Source organism: Streptomyces sp. NPDC004542 (assembly GCF_040610035.1).
In the GTDB taxonomy this organism is placed as follows: domain Bacteria; phylum Actinomycetota; class Actinomycetes; order Streptomycetales; family Streptomycetaceae; genus Streptomyces.
Genome location: NZ_JBEXLP010000068.1, coordinates 1 through 24,150, shown reverse-complemented (window position 1 = coordinate 24,150; position 24,150 = coordinate 1). Strand labels below are relative to the sequence as shown.

The window sequence follows — 24,150 nt, the reverse complement described above, 5'->3', positions numbered from 1 at the left end:
GGGAGCCCTCAGCCCCTTCCCAGCAGCAGCCGGGCCTCGCCGACCGTGATGACGGAACCCGTGACGAGCACACCGCCGCCGGCGAACTCGCCCTCCTCCTCGGCCAGCGTGATCGCCGCCTCCAGCGCGTCCGGCAGCCGCGGCTCGACCTGCACCCGCTCGTCGCCGAAGACCTCGACGGCGATCGCGGCCAGCTCGTCGGCGTCCATCGCCCGGTGGCTGGAGTTCCGCGTGACGACGATCTCCGCGAAGACCGGCTCGAACGCCTCGAGCAGACCGCGCACGTTCTTGTCCGCGCTCGCCCCGACCACGCCGATCAGCCGGCTGAAGTCGAACGCCTCCCCGACCGCCTCCGCGGTCGCCCGCGCGCCCGCCGGGTTGTGCGCCGCGTCCAGGACGACGGTGGGCGACCGCCGGACGACCTCCAGCCGGCCAGGCGAGGAGACCGCCGCGAAGGCCTTGCGGACGGTGTCGATGTCGAGCGGGTCCGACCGCTGCGCGCCGACCCCGAAGAACGCCTCGACGGCGGCCAGCGCGACGGCCGCGTTGTGCGCCTGGTGGGCGCCGTACAGCGGGAGGTAGACCTCCTGGTACTCGCCGCCGAGCCCGCGCAGCGTCAGCAGCTGCCCGCCGACCGCGACCTGCCGCGCCACCACGCCGAACTCCAGCCCTTCCCGGGCCACGGTCGCGTCGACCTCCACCGCCTTCTTCAGCAGCACCTGTGCCGCGTCCACCGGCTGCTGGGCCAGGATCACGGTCGCGTCCTGCTTGATGATCCCGGCCTTCTCGCCGGCGATCTCGGCGTGCGTCTCCCCCAGCCGGTCGGTGTGGTCGAGGTCGATGGGGGTGACCACGGCGACGTCACCGTCGATGACGTTGGTGGCGTCCCAGGAGCCGCCCATGCCCACCTCGACGACGGCCACATCCACGGGCGCGTCCGCGAAGGCCGCGTACGCCATGCCGGTGAGCACCTCGAAGAAGGAGAGCCGGAACTCCTGCCGCGCGTCGACCATGTCCACGTACGGCTTGATGTCCTGGTATGTCTCGATGAACCGCTCGGCGCCGATCGGGGCGCCGTCCAGGCTGATCCGCTCGGTGATCGACTGCACGTGCGGTGAGGTGTAGCGGCCGGTGCGCAACTCGAAGGCGCCGAGCAGCGCCTCGATCATGCGGGCCGTGGAGGTCTTGCCGTTGGTCCCCGTGATGTGGATCGAGGGGTACGAGCGCTGGGGCTCGCCCAGGACGTCCATCAGCGCGGAGATCCGGGCGACGGAGGGCTCCAGCTTGGTCTCGCCCCAGCGGGTCGCCAGCTCCGTCTCGACCTCGCGCAGCGCCTTGTCAACCTCGGGGTCCTCGGGCCGCGCCGGGACGTCCGCCTGCTGCGGTCCGCCCTGCGTGCGCAGGGTACGGCTGCCGGCCTCGATCACCGCGAGGTCGGGGTCGCGGTCTGTCTCGGCGGCGACGATCTCGTCGAAGGAGTCGAGGGGATCGGGCCGGCCGCTGTCGTCGTGCGGGGGGAGGTCGCTCACGGGGCCAGTCTACGTAAGCCCCGGTGGCCAAGACGGGCGAAGGCCCCCGGAACCTGACAGTCCCGGGGGCCTCCGTCGGCGTATCGCGGTCACGCCTGCGGCAGCCGCTCCAGCTGCGCGGTGATCCGCGTGATGTCCTCGTCGGCCTTCGCCAGCCGCGTGCGGATCTTCTCCACCACGTTCTCCGGGGCCTTCGCCAGGAACGCCTCGTTGCCGAGCTTCGCCGTGGCCTGGGCCTTCTCCTTCTCCGCGGCCGCCAGGTCCTTGGCCAGGCGCTTGCGCTCCGCCACCACGTCGATCGTGCCGGAGAGGTCGAGGGCCACCTCGGCCCCCGCCACCGGCAGGGTCGCCGTCGCGGTGAAGGAGTCACCCTCCGGCTGGAGGCGCAGCAGCTGGCGGATGGCCGCCTCGTGCGGCGCCAGGGCGGTCCCGTCGAGGGTCAGGCGGGCGGGGACCCGCTGGCCCGGCTGGAGGCCCTGGTCGGCACGGAAGCGGCGGACCTCGGTGATGACGGACTGGAGGGTCTCGATCTCCTTCTCCGCCGCCGCGTCCCGGAAGCCACTGTCGGTGGGCCACTCGGCGACGACGACCGACTCACCGCCGGTGAGGGTGGTCCACAGGGTCTCCGTGACGAACGGGACCACCGGGTGCAGCAGCTTCAGCGTGACGTCGAGGACCTCGCCCAGGACCCGCTTGCTGACCTCGGCCGCCTCGCCGCCCGCCTGGAAGGTGGTCTTGGACAGCTCGACGTACCAGTCGAAGACCTCGTCCCAGGCGAAGTGGAAGAGGGCGTCGGAGAGCTTGGCGAACTGGAAGTCGTCGTAGTGGGCGTCGACTTCGGCGACGACGGAGTTGAGCCTGGACAGGATCCAGCGGTCCGTCGCCGACATCGCGGACGGGTCCGGCAGGGGCCCGTCCACCGTCGCGCCGTTCATCAGCGCGAAGCGGGTGGCGTTCCAGATCTTGTTGGCGAAGTTGCGCGAGCCCTGGACCCAGTCCTCGCCGATCGGCACGTCGACGCCGGGGTTGGCGCCACGGGCGAGGGTGAAGCGCAGGGCGTCGGAGCCGTACTTGTCCATCCAGTCCAGCGGGTTGACCGCGTTGCCGAAGGACTTCGACATCTTCTTGCCGAACTGGTCGCGGACCATGCCGTGCAGGGCGATGGTGTGGAACGGCGGGGTGCCGTCCATCGCGTACAGGCCGAACATCATCATCCGGGCGACCCAGAAGAAGAGGATGTCGTAGCCGGTGACCAGGACGGAGTTCGGGTAGAACTTCGCGAGCGACTCGGTCTGTTCGGGCCAGCCGAGGGTGGAGAACGGCCACAGGCCGGAGGAGAACCAGGTGTCGAGGACATCGGTGTCCTGCTTCCAGCCCTCCGCCTCGGTGCCGGGCGGCTCCTCGTCCGGGCCGACACAGACGACCTCGCCGTCCGGGCCGTACCAGACGGGGATCCGGTGACCCCACCACAACTGGCGCGAGATGCACCAGTCGTGGAGGTTGTCGACCCAGTCGAAGTACCGCTTCTCCATCTCCTGCGGATGGATCTTGACCTTGCCCTCGCGGACGGCGTCACCGGCCGCCTCGGCCAGCGGGCCGACCTTGACCCACCACTGCATGGACAGCCGCGGCTCGATGGTGGTCTTGCAGCGCGAGCAGTGGCCGACGCTGTGGACGTACGGCCGCTTCTCGGCGACGATCCGGCCCTCGGCGCGCAGCGCGGCGACGATCGCCGAGCGGGCCTCGAGCCGGTCCAGGCCCTGGAACGGGCCGTGGGCGGTGATGACGGCGTGCTCGTCCATGATCGTGATGGACGGCAGGTCGTGGCGCTGGCCGATCTCGAAGTCGTTCGGGTCGTGGGCCGGGGTGACCTTGACCGCGCCGGTGCCGAACTCGGGGTCGACGTGCTCGTCCGCGACGACCGGGATGGAGCGGTCGGTCAGCGGCAGCCTGATGAGCTTGCCGACCAGGTGCCTGTACCGCTCGTCCGCGGGGTGGACGGCGACGGCGGTGTCACCGAGCATGGTCTCGGCACGGGTGGTGGCGACGACGATGGAGTCGTCCCCGTCGCCGTAGTTCATCGAGACGAGCTCGCCGTCGTCGTCCTGGTACTCGACCTCGATGTCCGAGATGGCCGTCAGGCACCGGGGGCACCAGTTGATGATGCGCTCGGCGCGGTAGATCAGCTCGTCGTCGTAGAGCCGCTTGAAGATGGTCTGGACGGCCTGGGACAGCCCCTCGTCCATGGTGAAGCGCTCACGGGACCAGGCGACGCCGTCGCCGAGGCGCCGCATCTGCCCGCTGATCTGCCCGCCGGACTCGGCCTTCCACTGCCAGACCCGCTCGACGAAGGCTTCCCGGCCCAGGTCGTGACGGGACTTGCCCTCCTTGCCGAGCTCCCGCTCCACGACGTTCTGCGTGGCGATGCCGGCGTGGTCCATGCCCGGCTGCCAGAGCGTCTCGTAGCCCTGCATCCGCTTGCGGCGGGTCAGGGCGTCGATGAGCGTGTGCTCGAAGGCGTGCCCGAGGTGCAGGCTGCCGGTGACGTTCGGCGGCGGGATGACGATCGTGTACGGGGGCTTGTCGCTCTTCGCGTCGGCCTCGAAGTAGCCCCGCTCCACCCAGCGCTCGTACAGCGGCCCCTCTACATCGGCCGGCGCGTACTGGGTCGGCAGTTCGGTGTCGGGCGCTGGTGGCTGCTGCTGAGCGTTCTCGGTCACGGGGTCAGTTTAGAGGTGTCACGGGGTGGTCCCGAAACGCGTTTGTTCTGTAACGGTGGGACCCCCGATGCCGTGCGGTCCCCGTGGCTGGGTCAGGATGTCAGGAACACATAAGCATCTGGAGGGGAACCCAGTAATGAGTCACAACCAGCCGGGCCCGTACGGCGGGCAGCCCCAGCAGCCCGGTCCGTACGGCCAGCCGGGGCCGTACGGCCAGCAGCCGCCGCAGGCTCCGCAGCCCGGCTACGGCTACCCCCAGCAGGCCCCTCCGGCCCAGCCGCAGCCGGGTTACGGCTACCCGCAGCAGGGCGTTGCGCCGCAGCAGAACCCGTACGGCCAGCAGCCGCCGTACGGCCAGCAGCCCTACCCCACCGTCCCGCAGCCGCCCGCGCCCGAGGGGGGCAAGAAGAAGACGGGCCTGATCATCGGCGCGGTGGCCGTGGTGGCGGCGGTCGCGGTGGGCGTCTACTTCGTGATCGGCGGCGGCAGCGCAAGCGGCGGCGGCTCGGTCGCCGACGACGGGCCGCACAAGCTGACGACGCCGGCGACGGTGATCAACGGGACGTACAAGAAGTCGGACGGGAGCTCGCCCGGCGGCGGCATGAGCGACAAGGACCTCAAGGACACCGAGTCGTGGGGCGTTCAGAACCCCAAGGATGTGAGCGCGGGTTATGCGACGGCGTCGTCGAAGAGCCTCGGCTTCGCCGGCGTGTACGGCACCATCGACGACCCCGAGAAGGTGGTCGACGCAATGTTCGCCCAGATGAAGAAGGAGTCCGAGAAGGACTCGTCGTCCTCCGAGGGCAAGCTCGTCGGCAGCCCGCGCAAGGTCACTCCCGCCGGCTTCTCGAACGGCGTCATGAAGTGCCAGAACATCGAGAGTTCGGAGTCGGGCAAGACCTTCACGATGCCCGTCTGCATCTGGGGTGACCACAGCACCCTTGCTTACGTTCTGTCGTTCGACTTCGCCGGTCTCACGTCGGGCAAGAGCACGTCGATCGACGACGCGGCCGAGCTGGCCGCGAAGCTACGCAATGACGTGCGCGTCAAGAAGTAGACGGCGTTCTGGGGCCGGAAGCGTCGGCGAAGTTCGATGACGCTTCCGGCCCTTGCCCGCTCCGCAGGCCCGTTCGCGCCTTCGAAGCATCGGCATGCGCGCCGTGCCGTGAACGCCACACATGTTCGGCCCACTCATGGCATTCTTGACAGGTTCAGGTAAATCTAGCCACGGGCGCGAACGTGCGTCGTCGAGTCACTGTCACTCCGGCCACCGCAGTGGCCGCGCCGGCGATCCCACTGTCAGGGCTTCTGGCCACGGCGACATCACATGGAACAGCAAGTACTCGATCAGCTGGGTCGATCTCACGGTCAAGGACACCTACGCCGACGGTCATTCGGTGGGGATCCGTCTGCGCACGCAGAGATTCGACGACACGGCGCACAACTGGTCATGGCACAAGAACTACGATGGCCACGGTCAGACCGTCACCCTCGGCAGTCACGCGACTGACGACGCCGGTATCGCTGCCGCCGCAGTCGAGGTCGGCGTCTCTTCGAGGGCGACGACCTGTTGGCTTATCGCCACACCACCGCGGTGGACAACCCGTACGCCTGAATCGTTCGGGAGGACGACTCTCCCGGTCGAAGAAGACGCCCGGTCTCTTGTGAGAGACCGGGCGTCTTCCTGTGACCGGGTGAAGTGCTCAGGCCGTCTTCTGCTCGCCCGAGCCCCGCCCGCGGGCGTCCCGGGGGATCAGCGTCGGGTTGACGTTGGAGTGGACGACGTCCGCGGTGATGACGACGCGGGCCACGTCCTTGCGGGACGGGACCTCGTACATCACCGACATCAGGACCTCCTCCATGATGGCGCGCAGGCCGCGGGCGCCGGTCTGGCGGAGGATCGCCTGGTCGGCGATGGCCTCGAGGGCCTCGCGTTCGAAGTCCAGTTCCACGCCGTCGAGTTCGAAGAGGCGCTGGTACTGCTTGACCAGGGCGTTGCGGGGCTCGACCAGGATCTGGAGCAGGGCCTCGCGGTCCAGGTTGTGGACGCTCGTGATCACCGGGAGGCGGCCGATGAACTCGGGGATCATGCCGAACTTGACCAGGTCCTCCGGCATGATGTCCTCGAAGACGTCCTTGGCCTCGAGTTCCCGCTTGGAGCGGATCGTGGCGCCGAAGCCGATGCCCTTGGCACCCGCCCGGGACTCGATGATCTTGTCCAGGCCCGCGAAGGCACCGCCCACGATGAACAGGACGTTCGTCGTGTCGATCTGGATGAACTCCTGGTGGGGGTGTTTGCGGCCGCCCTGCGGCGGGACCGAGGCGGTGGTGCCCTCGAGGATCTTCAGCAGGGCCTGCTGCACGCCCTCGCCCGAGACGTCCCGGGTGATCGACGGGTTTTCGCTCTTCCGGGCCACCTTGTCGATCTCGTCGATGTAGATGATCCCGGTCTCGGCCTTCTTGACGTCGTAGTCCGCCGCCTGGATCAGCTTCAGCAGGATGTTCTCGACGTCCTCGCCGACGTACCCCGCCTCGGTGAGCGCCGTCGCGTCGGCGATCGCGAACGGGACGTTGAGCATCCGTGCCAGGGTCTGGGCGAGGAGTGTCTTGCCGGAGCCCGTGGGGCCCAGCAGGAGGATGTTCGACTTCGCCAGCTCGATGGCGTCGTCCCGGCTCTGGGCTCCGCCGTTCTCGCCGGCCTGGACCCGCTTGTAGTGGTTGTACACCGCGACTGAGAGCGCCTTCTTGGCGGCCTCTTGCCCGACTACATACCCCTCGAGGAACTCGTAGATCTCGCGGGGCTTGGGGAGTTCCTCCCAGCGCACCTCGCTCGTCTCGGCGAGCTCCTCCTCGATGATCTCGTTGCAGAGATCGATGCACTCGTCGCAGATGTACACACCGGGCCCTGCGATGAGCTTCTTGACCTGCTTCTGGCTCTTGCCGCAGAACGAGCACTTGAGCAGATCGCCGCCGTCACCGATGCGTGCCACGGTGTGCTTCCCCTTCGCCTGGGAGACGCCCGGACGCTTTCGAGTCCAGCGGCTCCTGGTGCTGCCTTATGTCCGACGGTACCTTGCCGGGCCCCCCGTTCGGGCCCCCCTTGGCACGGTTCACTTTGACGTGCACCTTTCCGCGCACACGGTCAAATCGTGCCAAGGGTGGCAGACGACAACATCGTCCGCGTCAGCGGACCGCTTCGTTGTTCATCTTCCGGGTCGAGACGATCTGGTCGACGATGCCGTAGTCGAGCGCTTCCTCGGCCGTGAGGATCTTGTCGCGCTCGATGTCCTCGCGGACCTGCTCGAGCGGCCGGTTGGAGTGCTTGGCCAGCATGTTCTCCAGCTGCTCACGCATCCGCGTGAACTCGTTGGCGATGATCTCCAGGTCGGAGAGCTGACCGCGGCCGGTGGAGCCGGCCGGCTGGTGGATCAGCACACGGGAGTTCGGCAGCGCCATGCGCTTGCCCGGCGTACCCGCGGCGAGCAGGATGGCCGCGGCGGAGGCCGCCTGGCCCATGCAGACCGTCTGGATGTCGGGCTTCACGAACTGCATCGTGTCGTAGATCGCCGTGAGGGCGGTCATGTCGCCACCGGGGCTGTTGATGTAGATCGAGATGTCCCGGTCGGGGTCCATCGACTCCAGGCACAGCAGCTGAGCCATGACGTCGTTGGCGGAGGCGTCGTCGATCTGGACGCCGAGGAAGATCACGCGCTCCTCGAAGAGCTTCGCGTACGGGTCGTACTCGCGGATGCCCTGGGAGGTGCGCTCGACGAAGCGCGGGATGACGTAGCGGCTGTCGGGCCGGGGCCCGTCGTACTGGCCGCTCGCGGCGCCGGGGAAGTTGCTCATGAGGGTGTTCACCGTCCTGGTGGCGTTCTGGGGGCTGGAGTCTCGGCGGTGCACGGCGAAGCCGGGCCGGTCAGGCACCGGTGCCGCCGCCTCCCGGAACACCGGAGGCATGCGTGATGATCTCGTCGATGAGACCGTACTCCTTGGCCTCTTCCGGGGTGAACCAGCGGTCGCGGTCGCCGTCGCGGATGATCGTCTCCACCGTCTGGCCGGAGTGCAGAGCGGTCAGCTCGGACATGCGCTTCTTGGTGCGCATCAGGTACTCGGCCTGGATCTTGATGTCGGAGACGGTGCCGCCGAGGCCCGCGGAGCCCTGGTGCATCATGATGTCGGCGTGGGGCAGCGCGAAGCGCTTGCCGGCCGAGCCGCCGGTGAGGAGGAACTGCCCCATCGAGGCTGCCATGCCCATGGCGATGGTGACCACGTCGTTCGGGATGTACTGCATGGTGTCGTAGATCGCCATGCCGGCCGTCACCGAACCGCCGGGGCTGTTGATGTAGAGGTAGATGTCCTTGTCCGGATCGGCGGCAAGGAGCAGCAGCTGTGCGGTGATCTTGTTGGCGATGTCGTCGTCAACCTGCTGGCCGAGGAAGATGATCCGCTCGTTGAGCAGCCGGTTGTAGACCTGGTCGCCGAGGCCGCCACCGATGGAAGGCTCGCCGGCGGCGGAGGGCATCAGATTCGTCACGTATCCACCTGCTCGTCTTACGACGGCGCCGGGCCGTCTCACGTGTTCCCTGCCAGGGGCTGGGGCGGGTTCGGGGACTCCCCTGCCCCCGTATTCATGGACCCTAACGCGCGGCTCCCTTCGGGGAATCCCGTGGAAGGGGGTGTTCGCCGGGGGCGTAGCGGTGACCTCCGGTGGTTCGGCGGACGCGGTTCGTGCCGGGCCCCTGGGCCGCCGCTTCTGAGCCGCCGCTCCGGGGCCGTACGGCGACGGGCCCCGGGGAGAACGTCCCCAGGGCCCGTCGTACGTGCGTCAGAGGCGCCGCAGGGCTTTCTCAGCCCTCGGTCTTCTCCTCGGCGGCCTCGGCGGCCTCCGCGGCCTCGGCGGCCTCCGCGGCCTCCGCGGCCGGAGCCTCGGCCTCGGCGGCCTCGGTCTCGTCCTCGTCGTCCAGGTCGACGATCTCGCCGTTGGTGTCCTTCACCGTGGCGGCCTCGACCACGACGGCCAGGGCCTTGCCGCGGGCGACCTCGCCGACGAGGAGGGGCACCTGGCCGCCCTCGACGACGGCCTGGGCGAACTGGTCGGGGGACATGCCGGAGGAGGCGGCACGCCGCATGAGGTGCTCGGTGAGCTCCTCCTGGTTGACGTTGAGCTTCTCCAGATTGACCAGCTCGTCGAGGACGAACTGGGTCTTGATGCCCTTGACCGCGGCCTCGCGGGTCTCGGTCTCGAACTCCTCGGCGGTCTTGCCCTGGAGCTCCAGGTACTTGTCGAGGGTGAGGCCCATCTGACCGAGCTGGTGGTGCTCGAGGTTGTGCTTGCGGGTGTTGATCTCGTCCTCGAGCAGCTTCTCGGGGACGGGCACCTCGACGAGCTCCAGCAGCTTGTCCAGGACGCGCTCCTGGGCCTGCGTGGCCTGGTCGTACTGCTTCATGTTGGCCAGCCGCTTGCGGCTGTCGGCCTTCAGCTCCTCGAGCGTGTCGAACTCGGAGGCGAGCTGCGCGAAGTCGTCGTCCAGCTCGGGCAGTTCGCGGGCGGCGACCTGAGTGACCTTGACGGTGACCTCGGCCTCCTTGCCCGCGGCGGAGCCGCCCTTGAGCTCGGAGGTGAAGGTGGTCTCCTCGCCGGCGGACAGGCCCTTGACGGCGTCGTCGATGCCGTCGAGCAGCTCGCCCGAGCCGATCGTGTAGGAGACGCCCTCGGCGACGCCGTCCTCCAGGACCTCACCGTCGACCTTGGCCTGGAGGTCGATGGTCACGACGTCGCCGTCCTCGGCGGCGCGCTCGACCGGGGAGGTGGAGGCGAAGCGCTCGCGCAGCTGCTCGACCGACTTCGCCACGTCCTCGTCGTCGACCTCGACGGCGTCGACCTCGACCTCGATGCCGGAGTAGTCCGGGATCTCGATGGCCGGGCGGACGTCCACCTCGGCGGTGAAGTTCAGCGTCTCGCCGTCCTTCAGCTCGGTGATGTCGACCTCGGGCTGGCCCAGCGGGCTGAGCTCGGCCTCGTTGACCGCCTCGGTGTAGAACTTCGGCAGCGCGTCGTTGACGGCCTCCTCCAGCACCGCACCGCGGCCGAACCGCTGGTCGATGACACGGGCGGGGATCTTGCCCTTGCGGAAGCCCTTCACCGTGACCTGCTCGTTGATCTTCTTGTACGCCGCGTCGAGGCTGTCCTTGAGCTCCTCGAAGGGCACCTCGACAGTGAGCCGAACCCGGGTCGGGTTCAGGGTCTCCACGGCGCTCTTCACGGTTCGGTCTCCTTGTGGCTGACTTCTTGGTTTCTGCCGGAGCCAGACAGGTCCGGCGGATTCGCCGCCCGGAGGAGTTCGTAGGCCGAGTGGGCCGGGACACACGGGCGCGCAGCTTGCATAGTAACCGCAGCCGGTCGGCGCCCCAAAAGGCGATCATCATGGTGCCGTGGGCCGGTGGTCGGGGTGGCGGGATTTGAACCCACGGCCTTCCGCTCCCAAAGCGGACGCGCTACCAAGCTGCGCCACACCCCGTGCTGGTGCGACACGTAGGGTACATGCCCGGGCCGGATACGTCGGCCGCTTTCCCGCACGACCACCCACGCGGCATCCCCGCAGACCAACACGTTGGCCTGCGCGGCGTGCGACCCGCTAGGATGCCTCCTGTGCCGCGGTCCCCGGACCTGCGGCGCACCCGTGCGGGCGTAGCTCAATGGTAGAGCCCTAGTCTTCCAAACTAGCTACGCGGGTTCGATTCCCGTCGCCCGCTCTGTACGACTCAGGGCCAGGTCAGAGGACGATTCCTCCGCCTGGCCCTGAGTGTTTCGCGCCGGGGTCCAGTAGGGAGTACGTCCTGCCGTCCCGGCCGGCCAGAGGCGCGGGGCGTCGGGGTCGGCGTCCCGGGCCGGGAGGACCACGGCCATGCGCCGCTGCCGAGGCGGTCCCCGCAGGTTCGCTGTGGGCCGGGTGCCGCCGGCCGCGGGTCAGAAGCTGATGGAGTTGATCGATTGCGCCAGCGAGTCCAGGAAGCGCTGGATGGACGGAGCCATCCCGGTCGAGGCCAGGAAGAAGCCGAAGAGCACCGCGACTATGGCGGGGCCGGCCTTGATGTTCCCCCCTCTGATCAGCACTACAAGGATGATCGCCAACAGCAGCACCACTGACAGTGAAATGGCCACAACTGATCACGTCCTCGGTCGGTCCGCACTCCCGGAACCATCGTGCCACCAACCGGGCCTTCCTATGCGGCACGTGACACAACGTCGCCCGCGTCCACCTCAAGTCCGCCGCACCGCACAGCAATTCGAGGCTCCACTCGCGCGGGCACGCACCCGGCACCCACCGGGAATTGCGCGGCTTCGTTTCGCTGTCCACACATCCCGTGCGCGGGTCATTCGAATGGTTGGCGCAGAGACGACGTTATGCGCCAATTAGTCGGGATGAATCGGGACATCAGGGTCGATCGGCTCCCCCTCGCGCCCCCTTCCCACCCGTCGCCGTGCCCGCCATCACGCGGCCGGACATGTCAACTCCGGTAAATCCTGGGGTACCCGCACCCCGATAACCAGGAATGAGACACGGGGTTTCACGAAATCCCACAGCCGACGCTAGGGTGCCTGAGATGTTTGACGCCGCCTCGTCCCCCGGCCAGAACCGAAGGCCACTCCCCCCGGCACAGCCGCCGGCGGACGGAGTGCCCAGTCCGTGTACCCAGACGGGCACGCAGCAGTCGGAGCAGCGTCCGACACGGGCGGACAGACCGGGCAAACAGCGCGACGCGTTCTTCGACAACGCCAAGTACCTGGCGATCGTGCTGGTCGCCATGGGGCACTCGTGGGAGCCCCTCAAGGGCGACAGCCGCTTCCTCGAGGCCCTGTACACGGTCGTGTACAGCTTCCACATGCCGGCGTTCATCATCATCTCCGGCTTCTTCTCACGCAGTTTCGACATGCGCCCCGACCGGCTGAAGCGGCTGATCACCGGCGTCGCCGTGCCGTACGTCGTGTTCGAGACCGCCTACCCGCTCTTCAAGCGGTTCGTCGACCACTCCCCCGGCCAGGAGATCAGCCTCCTCGACCCGTGGTACCTGACCTGGTTCCTGTGCGCGCTGTTCGTCTGGCGGCTGACCACGCCCATCTGGAAGCTGATCCGCCGGCCGCTCCCGGTCGCGCTCGGCATCGCCATGCTGGCCTCGGTCGCCCCGAGCATCGGTGACGACCTGGACCTGCAGCGCGTGCTGCAGTTCCTGCCGTACTTCGTGCTGGGCCTGTGCATGAAGCCCGAGCACTTCCAGCTGGTGCGCCGCCGCTGGGTGCGGTTCGCCGCCGTGCCGGTGTTCGCGGCCGCGCTGGCGGTGGGCTGGTGGGCGGTGCCCCGCATGAACACCGCCTGGTTCTACCACCGGGACTCGGCCCAGGAGCTGGGCGGGCCGTGGTGGTCGGGTCCGGTCATGGTGGTCGCGATGTTCGGCTGCTCGCTGCTGCTGACCGCCTGCTTCTTCGCCTGGGTGCCACGCCGGAAGATGTGGTTCACCGCGCTGGGCGCGGGCACGCTGTACGGCTACCTGCTGCACGGCTTCCTGGTGAAGTTCGCCGACTACCGGGGCTGGTTCGACCAGGCGGCCCTGCACCGCCCGCTCGGCGAGATCCTGGTGACCGTCCTCGCGGCCGCCGTCGTCACGCTCCTGTGCACCGGCCCCGTACGGCGGGTGTTCCGCTTCGCCATGGAGCCGGAGATGAACTGGGCGTTCAAGCAGGACGCGGCGGAACTCGCCCGCGAGCGCCGCCAGAAGGAACCCGAACGCGAGAAGGTCAGCGCCTAGCGTCCGTCATTCCCGAGGCGCTCCGAGGCCGAGAAGTGCGCGCATCCGCGTGTACTTCTCGGCCAGTCGTTTCCGGGTCGCCTCGTCCAGCACGGCCAGCCGGTCCGGGTCCGCGTTGTGGGCGAGGTCGGCCTCCTTCACCAGCAGCGCGCCGGGCGTGGCGAGAATGCGCCGCGCGTACGCCTCCGCCTCCTCCCCCGCCCGCTTGGTGACGGCCAGCACGATGTCCTTCGTACGGCGGCTCAGCGCGGCCTCCGCCAGCCACCGCGCGGAGAGGGCGTGGTCCTCGACCGCGTCGTGCAGCCAGCCCGCCGCGATCTGCGCCTCGTCGCCGCCCCGGGCGCGTACGCCTTCCGCCACGGCCCGCAGGTGCTCGGCGTACGGCCGCCCCGCCTTGTCGGTCTGCCCCGCGTGGGCGGCGCACGCCAGGGCCTCCACCTGGGCCGGCGTCAGCTGGGGTCGCATCTCGGTCATGCCCCCAGTGTCTCCCGGAGCGGAGAGCGTCCGCCGGAGGGGTCGCCACGGCCCGCACGTGTCAGCCGGCCTGTTGGGCGGACGGGCCTTCCCGGCAGATCAGCAGCAGCGCCCGGTCGTCGTTGACATCCTTCGCCACGGCCTCGATGAGATGCCAGGCCGCTCCGTGGAAGCCGCCCGCGACATAGCGGTCGGCCTCGCCGGTGAGGCGGTCGATGCCCTCGACGATGTCGCGGTCCGAGGTCTCCACCAGACCGTCCGTGAACAGCATCAACACGTCTCCGGGGCGCAGCGAGCCCTTCACGGGGTCGAACTGGGCGCCGTCGTACACACCGAGGAGCGGGCCCTCCGCGGCCTTCTCCTCCCAGCGCCCGCTGCCCGCGCTCAGTTGCAGCCCCGGCGGATGCCCCGCCGAGTACAACTCGTAGTCCCCGGAGTCGAGATCCAGCACCAGATGGATCGAAGTGGCGAACCCCTCGTCCCAGTCCTGGCGCAGCAGGTAGCCGTTGGCCGCCGGAAGGAAGGCATGCGGCGGCAGCGAGCCCAGCAGCCCCCCGAACGCGCCCGACAGCAGCAGCGCCCGCGACCCGGCGTCCATGCCCTTGCCGGACACGTCCGTGAGCACGACCTCCAGCGTGCGCCCGCCGTTGGTGCGGGCCGCCACCACGAAGTCACCGGAGAAGGACTGACCGCCCGCGGGCCGCAGCGCCATCTCCCGGTGCCAGCCCTGCGGCAGCTTCGGCAGCTTGCTCTGCACCCGGATCCGCTCGCGCAGGTCGAACAGCATGGTGCCGCCGCGCCGCCACGGCACGCCGACCCGGCTGCGGAACTGCGCGGTGAGCAGCCCGAAGAACCCGCAGGCGGCGACGACGAGCACCACACCCGGCGTGACCCGGGAGGGCCCCTCGGTGTACGGGCCCAGTTGCACCGACTCCACGATCAGCGCCGTGGCCGCCGCCGCGTACAGGCCGAGCAGGCTCGCGGGCCGCAGCAGCAGGCCGCCCACGACGATCGGCAGCACCAGCGTGGCGGGCGAGCACCACACCGAGTTGGCGAGGCTCATCGTCGCGAGCACCGGAATGGTCAGCAGCAGCCCGACGAGTGCGATCCAGTCGGAGCCGTCGCCGCGGAAGTAGTCCACCGCGCTTCTGCGCATGCCGACGCGGGCCCGGTGCCACTGCATCTTCCACCGGGCCGTGAACGTCTCGGCCTTCGCGCGCCGCTCTCGTCCTGCTGCCATTAGTTCGGGACCCTATCCATCGGACCAGCCGCTTGGCACGGGAGGTCCGACTTATCCCCCGTCCGAGGCGCGACATCACAGTGAACTTCACAGAGCGACGCCCCGCCGCGACCCGGCGGAAATCGGTTCGCCCGCCCCGCGATGCGCTGGTACGCATGGTCCATGGGAACAGACCATGTGAGTAGTCCCGCGACCGATCTGAGGGTGCTCCGTCCGGAGGACCGGGACCAGTGGTACGACAGTCTGATCCGGGCCTTCGGCGGGGTTCCGGAGGCGCCGGAGGAGCGGGAGCTGTGGGAGTCGCTGACCGAGGCCGAGCGTTCGGTCGGGGCGTGGGACGGTGACGCGGTCGTCGGTACGGCGGGGGCCTTCGCCTTCCGGCTGACGGTGCCTGGCGGGGCGTCGGTGCCGGCCGCGGGAGTGACCATGGTCAGTGTGGCCGCCACGCACCGGCGGCGCGGTGTGCTGACCTCGATGATGCGGCGGCAGTTGGACGACGTGCGGTCCTGGGGATGGCCGCTGGCCGTGCTGACGGCGTCCGAACCGGCCATCTACGGGCGGTTCGGGTACGGCGTGGCGACGTACAACGTCAACGTGCGGATCGACACCACCCGGGTACGGCTGACGGTGCCGCCCGGCACGGACGGCGTACGCCTGCGGTACGCCGCGCCGGCCGATGTCCTCGACGACTGCGAGGCGCTGTACTCCCGGCGGGTGCCGCTGCGGCCGGGGATGCTGGCGCGGATACCGGGCTGGGAGCGGCTGATGCTGCTCGATCCGGTGGACGACCGGGACGGGGCGTCGCCGTTGCAGTGCGTGGTCGCCGAGCGGGACGGGGAGTTGGTGGGGTACGCCCGCTTCCGGGTCAAGCCGGCGTGGGAGCCGGCCGGCCCCAGGGGAACGGTGGTGCTGGAGAACATGGAGGCGCTCGACGCGGCGGCGCACGCCGCGGTGTGGCGGTTCCTGTTCGACATCGACCTGACGTCGGCGATCGACGCCCGTCGGCGACCGGTGGACGAGCCGTGGCAGTACCTGGTGTCGGACCTCCGGCGGTGCGAGCTGCTGGTACGGGACTCGCTGCACGTGCGGCTGGTGGACGTGGGCGCTGCGCTCGAGGCGCGCACCTATCGGACGCCGGTGGACCTCGTGTTCGAGGTCGAGGACTCCTTCTGTCCCTGGAACGCGGGTCGTTGGCGGCTGACCGGCGACGCGAAGGGCACGTCGTGCGAGCGGACCGCGGACGCGGCCGATCTGGCGCTCGGCGTCCGGGAGCTGGGGGCGGCGTACCTGGGCGGCGTCCCGCTCGCCTCCCTCGCCGCGGCCGGTCTGGTACGGGAACTGCGGGAGGGGGCGCTGGCTCAGGCGTCGGTGGGGTTCGGGTCGCTGGTGGCGCCCTGGCTGCCGCACGGGTTCTAGCGCACGGGTCGCGGACGGTGCCGTGATCCTGGGGGGCGGCTGCGGTGCTGTGCTCAGGGCCGCTGGCAGGTGGGGCACCAGAAGAGGTTGCGGGCCGCGAGGTCGGCGGTGCGGATGCCGGTGGCACAGATGTGGCAGGGGAGAGCGGCCCTGCGGTAGACGTACACCTCGCCGCCGTGGTCGTCGACGCGCGGCGGGCGGCCCATCGCCTCGGGGGTGTGCTCCGGGCGGACGGTGTCGATGCGGTTGTTGCGGACGCCCTCGCGCATGAGCTCGACGAGGTCGGCCCAGATCGCGTCCCACTCGGCGGGGGTGATGTCGCGGCCCGCGCGGTACGGGTCGATGCGGTGCCGGAAGAGGACCTCGGCGCGGTAGACGTTGCCGACGCCCGCGATGACCTTCTGGTCCATGAGCAGCGCGGCGATCGTCGTACGGCTGCGGGAGACGCGCCGGTACGCGGCCTGCGGGTCGGCGTCCGTGCGGAGCGGGTCGGGGCCGAGGCGGTCGTGTATCGCCTGCTTCTCGGTGTCCGTGATCAGGGCGCAGGTGGTGGGGCCGCGCAGGTCGACGTACGAGGTGGCGTTCGCCAGGCGGAGGCGGACGGTGTCGGTGGGCGGGGGTGCGGGGGCGTCGCCGAAGGTGACCTTGCCGAAGAGGCCGAGGTGGATGTGGATCCAGTCGGCGTCGCGGAAGCGGAGGAAGAGGTGCTTGCCGTGGGCTTCGGTTCGGGTGAGCTCTCCTCCGGTGAGGAGTTCGGCGGCGTCGGAGAACTTGCCCTGGGGGCTGGTGACCCGGGGGGTCGTGCCGGTGAAGCGGGCGGCGTAGTCGTGCGCCAGGCGGTGGATCGTGTGCCCTTCCGGCAAGGTGGCCGTTCCTTTCCCCGGGGCTCCGCCCCGGACCCCGCCGTCGGGGCTCCGCCCCCGGAACCCGGGGGTTTCCCACCCACCACCCGTGCGGGCCGGCTGGGACGTGGACCCATCCCGGGGCTCCGCCCCAGACCCCGGCGGGGACCGCGTCCCCTGCACCCCTCGTGGGGTCCGGGGACGGCAGCCCCCGGGTGTTCAGTCCTGCTGGGGGTGGTGGGGCGGGACGGGGGGCAGGTCGCCGGTCGTCTCGTAGGCCGCCAGCATGTCGATGCGGCGGATGTGACGTTCGTCGCCGGAGAACGGCGTGCCCAGGAAGGTCTCGACGAACGTGGTCGCCTCCTCCTGGGTGTGCATGCGCGCGCCCACCGCCACGACGTTGGCGTTGTTGTGCTGGCGGCCGAGGGAGGCCGTCTCCTCGCTCCAGGCGAGGGCCGCCCGGACGCCCTTGACCTTGTTCGCGGCGATCTGCTCGCCGTTGCCGGAGCCGCCGATCACGATGCCGAGGGAGTCGGGGTCCGCGGCCGTGCGCTCCGCGGCGCGGAGGCAGAAGGGCGGGTAGTCGTCCTGGGCGTCGTAGATGTGCGGGCCGCAGTCGACGGGGTCGTGACCCGCTGCCTTGAGCCATTCGACGAGGTGGTTCTTGAGTTCGAAGCCCGCATGGTCGGAGCCGAGATACACGCGCATGGGATGAGTGTGTCACGGGGGTTCGGGGGCAGCAGCTTCGGGTGGCGCGACAACGGAGTGTGAGTCACGCCATAGAACCTCAAGGGAACCTCGAGTAACAATCCGGATTCACAGGTTCCCGTATTCGTACACCTCGGATTCACTGGACCGGCTCGTACAAGGCCGCACAACGGCGTCCCCCCGCGTACGGGAAACCGCTCCAACCGGCGCAAAGGAAATCCGTCCATGACCCCTGGTTCCGGACTTCAGGCAGGACTCAAGAACCGGCATCTGTCCATGATCGCCATCGGCGGTGTGATCGGTGCCGGACTGTTCGTCGGCTCCAGCTCCGGTATCGCCACCGCAGGACCCGGCATCCTCCTCTCCTACGCCCTCGTCGGCACGCTCGTGGTGCTGGTGATGCGGATGCTGGGCGAGATGTCGGCCGCCAATCCGACCTCCGGCTCCTTCTCCGCGCACGCCGACCGTGCGCTCGGACGCTGGGCCGGGTTCTCCATCGGCTGGCTGTACTGGTTCTTCTGGGTGGTGGTGCTGGCCGTGGAGGCCACCGCCGGCGCCAAGATCCTCGAGGGCTGGATCCCCGCCGTCCCGCAGTGGGGCTGGGCCCTGCTCGTGATGGTCGTGCTCACCGCCACCAACCTGGTCTCCGTCGGCTCCTACGGCGAGTTCGAGTTCTGGTTCGCCGGCATCAAGGTCGTGGCGATCGCCGCCTTCATCGTCATCGGCGGGCTCGCGGTCTTCGGCGTGCTGCCCGGCGCGCACAGCGACAAGGCCGGCCTCGGCAACCTCACCGGGCACGGCGGCTTCCTGCCGAACGGGTCCGGCGCCATCCTCACCGGCGTGCTGCTCGTCGTCTTCTCCTTCATGGGCAGCGAGATCGCGACGCTGGCGGCCGGCGAGTCGGAGAACCCGCAGAAGGCCGTGACCAAGTCCACCAACAGCATCATCTGGCGGATCGGCGTCTTCTACCTCGGCTCGATCCTGGTGGTCGTCTCCCTGCTGCCGTGGAACGACCCGTCCATCAAGACGGAGGGCAGTTACGTCGCCGCGCTGGACTCCCTCGGCATCGCACACGCCGGCCAGATCATGAACGTCATCGTGCTGACCTCGGTGCTGTCCTGCCTCAACTCCGGCCTCTACACCGCCTCCCGGATGGCGTTCTCGCTCGGCGAGCGCGGTGACGCGCCGCAGGCGTTCGCCCGGACCACCTCACGCGGTGTGCCGCTGACGGCGATCGTCGCCTCCGTCGTGTTCGGCTTCGTCGCGGTCTTCTTCAACTACAAGTACCCGGACACGATCTTCAACTTCCTGGTCAACTCCAGCGGCGCGGTCGCCCTGTTCGTCTGGCTGGTCATCTGCTTCTCGCAGCTGCGCATGCGGAAGATCATCCAGGCCGAGGCGCCGGAGAAGCTGGTCGTGAAGATGTGGCTGTACCCGTATCTGACGTGGGCCACGGCCGGGCTGATCGTGTTCGTCCTCGGCTACATGCTGACCGACACCGACGGCCCGAACAGCGGGCGGACGACCGTGCTGCTGTCGCTGCTGGTCGCGGCGCTGGTGATCGTGGTCGCCGTGGTGAAGGAGAAGGTGTTCGCGCACCGCGGGCCGGTGCCGGCCGCCGTCGGGACGGACACCGACAGGGTGTCCGTCTGACCTCCGCCGTCCGGAGGGCGAGAGGACTGCCGGCACACCGAGGCCGCAGGCCCCGCGCCGGCCGCGGGTCCGAACAGGAAAGCCGCGCGGGGCAGCGCCCCGCGCGGCTTTCACCTCGGTCGCGGTCTCAGCGCTTGACGAGCTTCCAGGCGGTGGGCAGCAGGCCCATCGCCAGGACCGCCTTCAGCGCGTCGCCGATCAGGAACGGGGTGAGGCCGGCGGCGATCGCGGCGGACGCCGACATGCCGGCGGCGTAGGCCAGATAGGGCACGCCGACGGCGTAGATGACGGCCTCGCCCAGGATCATCGTGCCGGCCATGCGCCAGGCGTCGCGGTCGGCGCCGCGGCGGGCCAGCGCGCCGACGAGCGCGGAGGCGAGCAGCATGCCGAGGACGTAGCCGAAGGACACCGCGCCGGAGCCGGAGGTCCCGTCCGCGAACCAGGGCACGCCGGCCACGCCCGCGAGCGCGTACAGCGCGAGGGAGAGGAAGCCGCGGCGCGCGCCGAGGGTGGTGCCGACCAGCAGGGCGGCGAAGGTCTGACCGGTCACCGGCACCGGGGAACCGGGCACCGGGACGGACAGCTGGGCCGCGAGGCCGGTGAGCGCGGCGCCACCCAGCACGAGCGCGGCGTCGCGGACCCGCGAGGCGGGCAGGAGGTCGGCGAGGACTGCACCGGGGCGGGCGGTGGCGGTGGCGGTGCTCATGGGGACTCCGCGAGGGTGTGTGGGCAGATGGGGACACCGTGACGCTATACCGGTGTCCTCGAGCCGATCACCGTCAGTGCTCGACAAAGGGTGGAACGCGGGCTTGGTGGGCTCCTGACAAAAGGTGCCGGTTACACCGGGTGCGGCGTGACAACGGTCACTGAGGCGGGGATGTTTCGGTCACCTCACGGGTCGTCACGGGGACTGTGGGGTTTCACCAAACGAATCCCCGTGGTCTGGTCGGATTCACCGTTCCTGCCCTACCCTTCCCACCATGGTTGCCCAGGCCCGGTACTTCACGTCGCGTCGCTATGTCGACCTGCGGCGCCAGGGCACGGCCACCTGTCGCCGTCCGGTGTGAGGCGGGCGGAGCGGACTCGGCGCGCCTCGATCCCGAGACGTGTCGGCCCCGTTCCCGAGGACGGTTTCCCATGCCCCGTACCGCGGCATCCACCCTTGTCTCCCCCATCCCCCGCGCCGCCGACAGCGACCGCCGGCGCACCAGTGCCAGCGTCGTGCTGCGGTCCGTGCTGGAGCACGGGCCGGTGGCCCGCAGCACCATCGCCCGGCTGACCGGGCTGTCCCCCGCGTCCGTGACCGACTACTGCGCCCGCTTCACCGAGCTCGGGCTGATCCGCGAGGCCGCCGCGCCCCGGCGGTCGAACGGGGTGGGGCGGCCCCATGTGCCCGTCGACCTGGACGACTCGCGGTTCGTGGTCGGCGGGGTGCACATCGCGGTCCCGTACACCACGGTCGCCCTGCTGGACCTGCGCGGGCGGGTGCTGGCCCGCCGGGAGCTGAAGCACGAACGCGCCGACCCCGGCCGGGTGCTGGCGCGGGCCGCCGACGGGCTGGCGGCGCTGCTCGCCGGGACGCCGGGCGCCAGGGCCCTGGGGGTCGGGGTGGCCGCCGGGGGCTGGGTGGACCGGGACTCCGGGACCGTCGTGGAGCACCCGCTGCTGGGCTGGCGCGACGTGCCGGTGCGGGAGGTGCTCGGCGCGCGCACCGGACTGCCCGTCCACGTGGACGGGCACGCGCGGGCGCTGGTCAACGGGGAGCGGCTGTTCGGGCGGGCACGGGGCAGCGGGAGCGTGCTGCACCTGTTCGTCGGCAACGTGGTCGACGCGGCCTTCGCCACCCATGACGCGGTGCACTACGGGCCGCGTTCGCAGGCGGGCGCGATCGCCCATCTGCCGGTGCCGGGCGGCACCGAGCCCTGCGCGTGCGGGCACACCGGCTGCCTCCAGGCAGAGCTGAGCGAGCGGACGCTGTGCCGGCGGGCCCGGGAGGCCGGGGTCGTCGACGGGGTGAACCCGATGCACGTGGTCGGCGCGGCGGCCGCCGGGGACCCGGTGGCCGTGCGGCTGCTCGTGGAGCGGGCCACGCTGACCGGGCGTGCGGTGCGGCTGCTGCTGGACGTGCTCAACCCGGAGACGGTGGTCGTGACCGAGGTGGGTGTCATGCACCGCGAGGACTGCCTGAACGCTGTGCGCGAGGCGGTCGGGGCGGAGCGCGCCGGCCATGTTTTCGCGACGAGTTTTCCCGGCACCGTGCTCGCCGTGGCGGGCGGATCCGTGATTCTCGACGCGCTCTATCGGGACCCGCTGGCCGCGTCACCTGAAGCTATTTAATTCAGAAACTCCGAATGTTGACAGGGGGCGCTCATGGCCGGGAACATCCTGGTCATGACCTGTCGCACCCTTTGTTGCTGACGTGTTGACGCGCCGTGAAGCGCGTATCTCCGCTGCGTGAATTCCCCTTCCCCGGCTTTCTGCTGCCCGGAATTCCGTCTGCTTTCTTGTTTTCCCTTCCGCCTGCGCACAACAACTCAGGGAGCACTCCCATGTCTTCTCCGCCCCTTTCCGGCTTCGACCGCCGTCTCTTTCTCACCTCCCTGCTGGGCGCCACCGCGGCGGCCGCCGGTCTGAGCGGCTGCGCGGGCGGCAGTGCCGCGGCCGACACCGAGGGTGCCGCCACCGAGCCGCTCGCCGGCGAGGTGCCGGCCGGCACCAGCCTGAAGATCTCCTCGTACCAGAACGTCCAGCAGCTGCAGTTCAAGCTGGCGAAGGTGCCCGCGCTGCCGTTCAAGGTGTCGAGCTGGGTGAACATCGGGGCCGGCCCGGACGTCATCAACGCCTTCCGCGCCAACTCCCTCGACCTGGCCAACAACGCGGGCATCCCGCCGATCCAGGCGCACTACCAGGGCTTCGACGCGAAGATCGTGGCGATCAACCTCACCCGCAAGCCCAACTACCTGTTCGCCACCAAGCCCGGCAGCGACATCCGCGCGGTCGAGGACTTCCGCGGCAGGAAGCTCGCCTTCTCCCAGGGCCAGGCCCAGGGGGTCGTGCTGCTGCGGGCGCTGAAGAAGGCGGGCCTGAAGTACGACGAGGTGAAGCTGGTCCCGCTGACCAGCAACCAGTTCCTCACCGCCCTGCAGTCCGGGCAGGTGGACATCGCCCCGCTCGCCAACAGCCAGGTCCCCGCCTACCTCAAGCAGTACGGGGGCAAGGGCGCCCGCGTCGTCCGGACCGACGTCGTCGACCTGCTCAACCTGCTGTGGGCGCCGCAGTCCGTGCTGAACGACTCCGCGAAGGCAGCCGCGATCGCCGCGTACATCCCGCGGTGGGCCAAGGGCCAGGTGTGGCAGTACGAGCACCCGGACGTCTGGAACGAGGAGTTCTACGTCAAGACGCAGAACCTGACCCCCGACCAGGCGAAGTCGATCAGCGATCTCGCCAACAAGCCGCTGTTCCCGCCGAGCTGGGACGAGGCGATCAGATGGGAGCAGGAGACCGCGGACCTGCTCGCCGAGGGCGGCTTCGTGAAGAAGTTCGACGTCTCCACGCTCTTCGACCACCGCTTCGAGTCCATCGCCGCCGAGGCCGTACCGGCGGAGTACCGGAGGTGACCGCCGTGACCACCACCGTGAGCACGACCGCGGTCGTCGCCGGGGACGAGGGCCACCGGGTCCGTCGGCGCCGGCGCCTCGCCCCCGGCGCCCGCCTCCCCGCCGCCCGCCTGGCCGGTCCCGTCGTCCTCGTCGTCCTCTGGGCGGTCGCCTCCGCCGCCGGAGCCCTCGACCCGGGCGCGATCCCGGCCCCCTGGACGGTCGCGCGGACCGCCGGTCACCTGTGGACCGAGGGGACGCTGCCCACCGACGTGCTGACCTCCCTCAGGCGGGCCGCGTACGGCTTCGCCATCGGCCTGACCGCGGGGGTCGTCCTCGCGCTCGTGTCGGGGCTCAGCCGGGTGGGCGAGGCGCTGATCGACGGAACGGTGCAGCTCAACCGGGCGATACCGACGCTCGGACTGATCCCGCTGTTCATCCTCTGGCTGGGCATCGGCGAGACCTTCAAGATCGCCATCATCGCGATCGTCGTCTACATACCGATCTACCTCAACACGCACGCCGCGCTCTCCGGCATCGACAGCCGGTACGTCGAACTCGCCGAGGTCCAGGACCTGTCGAGGCTCGCGTTCATCCGGAGCATCGTCATCCCCGGGGCGCTGCCCGGATTCTTCGTGGGACTCCGGCTCGGCGTCACCGGGTCCTGGCTCGGGCTGGTGGTGCTGGAGCAGATCAACGCCACCAGCGGCCTGGGCTACCTGATGTTCCAGGCCCAGAACTACGGCCAGACCGACGTCATCCTCGTCGGCCTGCTGATCTACGGCGTCTTCGGCCTGGTCTCCGACAGCGTGGTCCGCCTCGTCGAACGGAGGGTGCTGTCATGGCGACGCACACTGAGCAGCTGACCCGCCCCGCCGTCCGGCTGCGGGGTCTGACCCGGTCCTTCGCGGGCCGTAGCGTCCTGGACGGCATCGACCTCGACCTGCCCGCCGGGCAGTTCACCGCCCTGCTCGGGCACAGCGGTTCGGGCAAGTCGACGCTGCTGCGGGCGATCGCGGGTCTCGACCACGGCGTCGAGGGCGGCGGGCGGCTCACCGCGCCCGAGCGGGTGTCCGTGGTCTTCCAGGACGCGCGGCTGCTGCCGTGGCGCCGGGTCCTGGACAACGTACTCCTCGGCACCGAGGGCAAGGAGGCCGCGGAACG

Annotated in this window: 20 protein-coding genes and 2 tRNA genes; 9 read left to right on the top strand and 13 right to left on the bottom strand. The window is 69.9% G+C overall.

Annotated elements, in window-relative coordinates; translation table 11 throughout:
- Positions 1–8: 8 nt before the first annotated feature.
- Positions 9–1,529, bottom strand: a complete 1,521-nt coding sequence (locus ABZX30_RS28280; RefSeq protein WP_355938296.1) for a folylpolyglutamate synthase/dihydrofolate synthase family protein — start codon at positions 1,527–1,529, stop codon at positions 9–11.
- Positions 1,530–1,618: 89 nt separating this feature from the next.
- Positions 1,619–4,249, bottom strand: a complete 2,631-nt coding sequence (locus ABZX30_RS28275) for a valine--tRNA ligase (protein WP_355938294.1) — start codon at positions 4,247–4,249, stop codon at positions 1,619–1,621.
- Between the two features lie 136 nt (positions 4,250–4,385).
- Here ABZX30_RS28275 and ABZX30_RS28270 point away from each other — a divergent pair, with 136 nt between their 5' ends.
- Entirely contained in the window at positions 4,386–5,306 is a 921-nt protein-coding gene (locus tag ABZX30_RS28270) for a hypothetical protein (protein ID WP_355938292.1), read from the top strand.
- A gap of 646 nt (positions 5,307–5,952) precedes the next feature.
- Here ABZX30_RS28270 and clpX read toward each other — a convergent pair.
- From clpX to ABZX30_RS28245, 5 genes are all read right to left on the bottom strand, one after another.
- The gene (clpX, locus tag ABZX30_RS28265; RefSeq protein ID WP_355938290.1) at positions 5,953–7,239 is read right to left on the bottom strand and encodes an ATP-dependent Clp protease ATP-binding subunit ClpX; all 1,287 of its coding nucleotides are present in this window, start codon (positions 7,237–7,239) and stop codon (positions 5,953–5,955) included.
- A gap of 193 nt (positions 7,240–7,432) precedes the next feature.
- On the bottom strand, positions 7,433–8,098 hold the full coding sequence (locus tag ABZX30_RS28260) for an ATP-dependent Clp protease proteolytic subunit (protein ID WP_355938328.1): 666 nt from the start codon (positions 8,096–8,098) through the stop codon (positions 7,433–7,435).
- Between the two features lie 70 nt (positions 8,099–8,168).
- Complete coding sequence (locus tag ABZX30_RS28255) at positions 8,169–8,774, bottom strand: ATP-dependent Clp protease proteolytic subunit (protein WP_355938326.1); 606 nt, start codon at positions 8,772–8,774, stop codon at positions 8,169–8,171.
- Between the two features lie 325 nt (positions 8,775–9,099).
- Entirely contained in the window at positions 9,100–10,515 is a 1,416-nt protein-coding gene (gene tig / locus ABZX30_RS28250; protein ID WP_355938288.1) for a trigger factor, read from the bottom strand.
- 178 nt (positions 10,516–10,693) lie between these two features.
- A tRNA-Pro gene (locus tag ABZX30_RS28245) sits at positions 10,694–10,770 on the bottom strand.
- A gap of 164 nt (positions 10,771–10,934) precedes the next feature.
- On the opposite strand from ABZX30_RS28245, the gene ABZX30_RS28240 reads away from it, so the two are divergent.
- Positions 10,935–11,005: transfer RNA gene (locus ABZX30_RS28240), tRNA-Gly, on the top strand.
- Between the two features lie 214 nt (positions 11,006–11,219).
- Here ABZX30_RS28240 and ABZX30_RS28235 read toward each other — a convergent pair.
- Positions 11,220–11,414: a hypothetical protein gene (locus ABZX30_RS28235; protein WP_355938286.1), complete on the bottom strand. Its 195-nt coding sequence runs from the start codon at positions 11,412–11,414 to the stop codon at positions 11,220–11,222.
- A gap of 443 nt (positions 11,415–11,857) precedes the next feature.
- On the opposite strand from ABZX30_RS28235, the gene ABZX30_RS28230 reads away from it, so the two are divergent.
- Entirely contained in the window at positions 11,858–13,057 is a 1,200-nt protein-coding gene (locus ABZX30_RS28230; RefSeq protein ID WP_355938284.1) for an acyltransferase family protein, read from the top strand.
- A 6-nt stretch (positions 13,058–13,063) separates the two neighbouring features.
- Here the strand turns inward: ABZX30_RS28230 and ABZX30_RS28225 are convergent, their stop codons facing one another.
- Positions 13,064–13,522 carry an HD domain-containing protein gene (locus ABZX30_RS28225; RefSeq protein ID WP_355938324.1) on the bottom strand — a complete coding sequence of 153 codons (459 nt, stop codon included), beginning with the start codon at positions 13,520–13,522 and terminating at the stop codon, positions 13,064–13,066.
- 70 nt (positions 13,523–13,592) lie between these two features.
- The gene (locus tag ABZX30_RS28220; protein ID WP_355938282.1) at positions 13,593–14,771 is read right to left on the bottom strand and encodes a PP2C family protein-serine/threonine phosphatase; all 1,179 of its coding nucleotides are present in this window, start codon (positions 14,769–14,771) and stop codon (positions 13,593–13,595) included.
- A gap of 162 nt (positions 14,772–14,933) precedes the next feature.
- On the opposite strand from ABZX30_RS28220, the gene ABZX30_RS28215 reads away from it, so the two are divergent.
- On the top strand, positions 14,934–16,187 hold the full coding sequence (locus tag ABZX30_RS28215) for a GNAT family N-acetyltransferase (protein WP_355938280.1): 1,254 nt from the start codon (positions 14,934–14,936) through the stop codon (positions 16,185–16,187).
- A 53-nt stretch (positions 16,188–16,240) separates the two neighbouring features.
- Here ABZX30_RS28215 and ABZX30_RS28210 read toward each other — a convergent pair whose 3' ends face one another.
- Positions 16,241–17,050, bottom strand: a complete 810-nt coding sequence (locus ABZX30_RS28210) for a DNA-formamidopyrimidine glycosylase family protein (RefSeq protein ID WP_355938278.1) — start codon at positions 17,048–17,050, stop codon at positions 16,241–16,243.
- A 198-nt stretch (positions 17,051–17,248) separates the two neighbouring features.
- Complete coding sequence (locus ABZX30_RS28205; RefSeq protein WP_355938276.1) at positions 17,249–17,737, bottom strand: ribose-5-phosphate isomerase; 489 nt, start codon at positions 17,735–17,737, stop codon at positions 17,249–17,251.
- 225 nt (positions 17,738–17,962) lie between these two features.
- On the opposite strand from ABZX30_RS28205, the gene ABZX30_RS28200 reads away from it, so the two are divergent.
- A complete protein-coding gene (locus ABZX30_RS28200) occupies positions 17,963–19,390 on the top strand; it encodes an amino acid permease (protein WP_355938274.1) in 1,428 nt (475 codons plus the stop codon).
- A gap of 127 nt (positions 19,391–19,517) precedes the next feature.
- Here ABZX30_RS28200 and ABZX30_RS28195 read toward each other — a convergent pair whose 3' ends face one another.
- Positions 19,518–20,096, bottom strand: coding sequence for a biotin transporter BioY (locus tag ABZX30_RS28195; protein ID WP_355938272.1), 579 nt, complete (start codon positions 20,094–20,096; stop codon positions 19,518–19,520).
- Positions 20,097–20,527: 431 nt separating this feature from the next.
- Between ABZX30_RS28195 and ABZX30_RS28190 the strand changes: the two genes are divergently transcribed.
- From ABZX30_RS28190 to ABZX30_RS28175, 4 genes are all read left to right on the top strand, one after another.
- A complete protein-coding gene (locus tag ABZX30_RS28190) occupies positions 20,528–21,727 on the top strand; it encodes an ROK family protein (RefSeq protein WP_355938270.1) in 1,200 nt (399 codons plus the stop codon).
- 212 nt (positions 21,728–21,939) lie between these two features.
- A complete protein-coding gene (locus tag ABZX30_RS28185; protein WP_355938268.1) occupies positions 21,940–23,007 on the top strand; it encodes an ABC transporter substrate-binding protein in 1,068 nt (355 codons plus the stop codon).
- Positions 23,004–23,852, top strand: coding sequence for an ABC transporter permease (locus ABZX30_RS28180; RefSeq protein WP_355938266.1), 849 nt, complete (start codon positions 23,004–23,006; stop codon positions 23,850–23,852). The genes ABZX30_RS28185 and ABZX30_RS28180 overlap by 4 nt, the downstream gene beginning before the upstream one ends.
- On the top strand, positions 23,828–24,150 hold a 323-nt coding region (locus ABZX30_RS28175; RefSeq protein ID WP_355938264.1), incomplete at its 3' end, for an ATP-binding cassette domain-containing protein. The genes ABZX30_RS28180 and ABZX30_RS28175, both read left to right, overlap by 25 nt.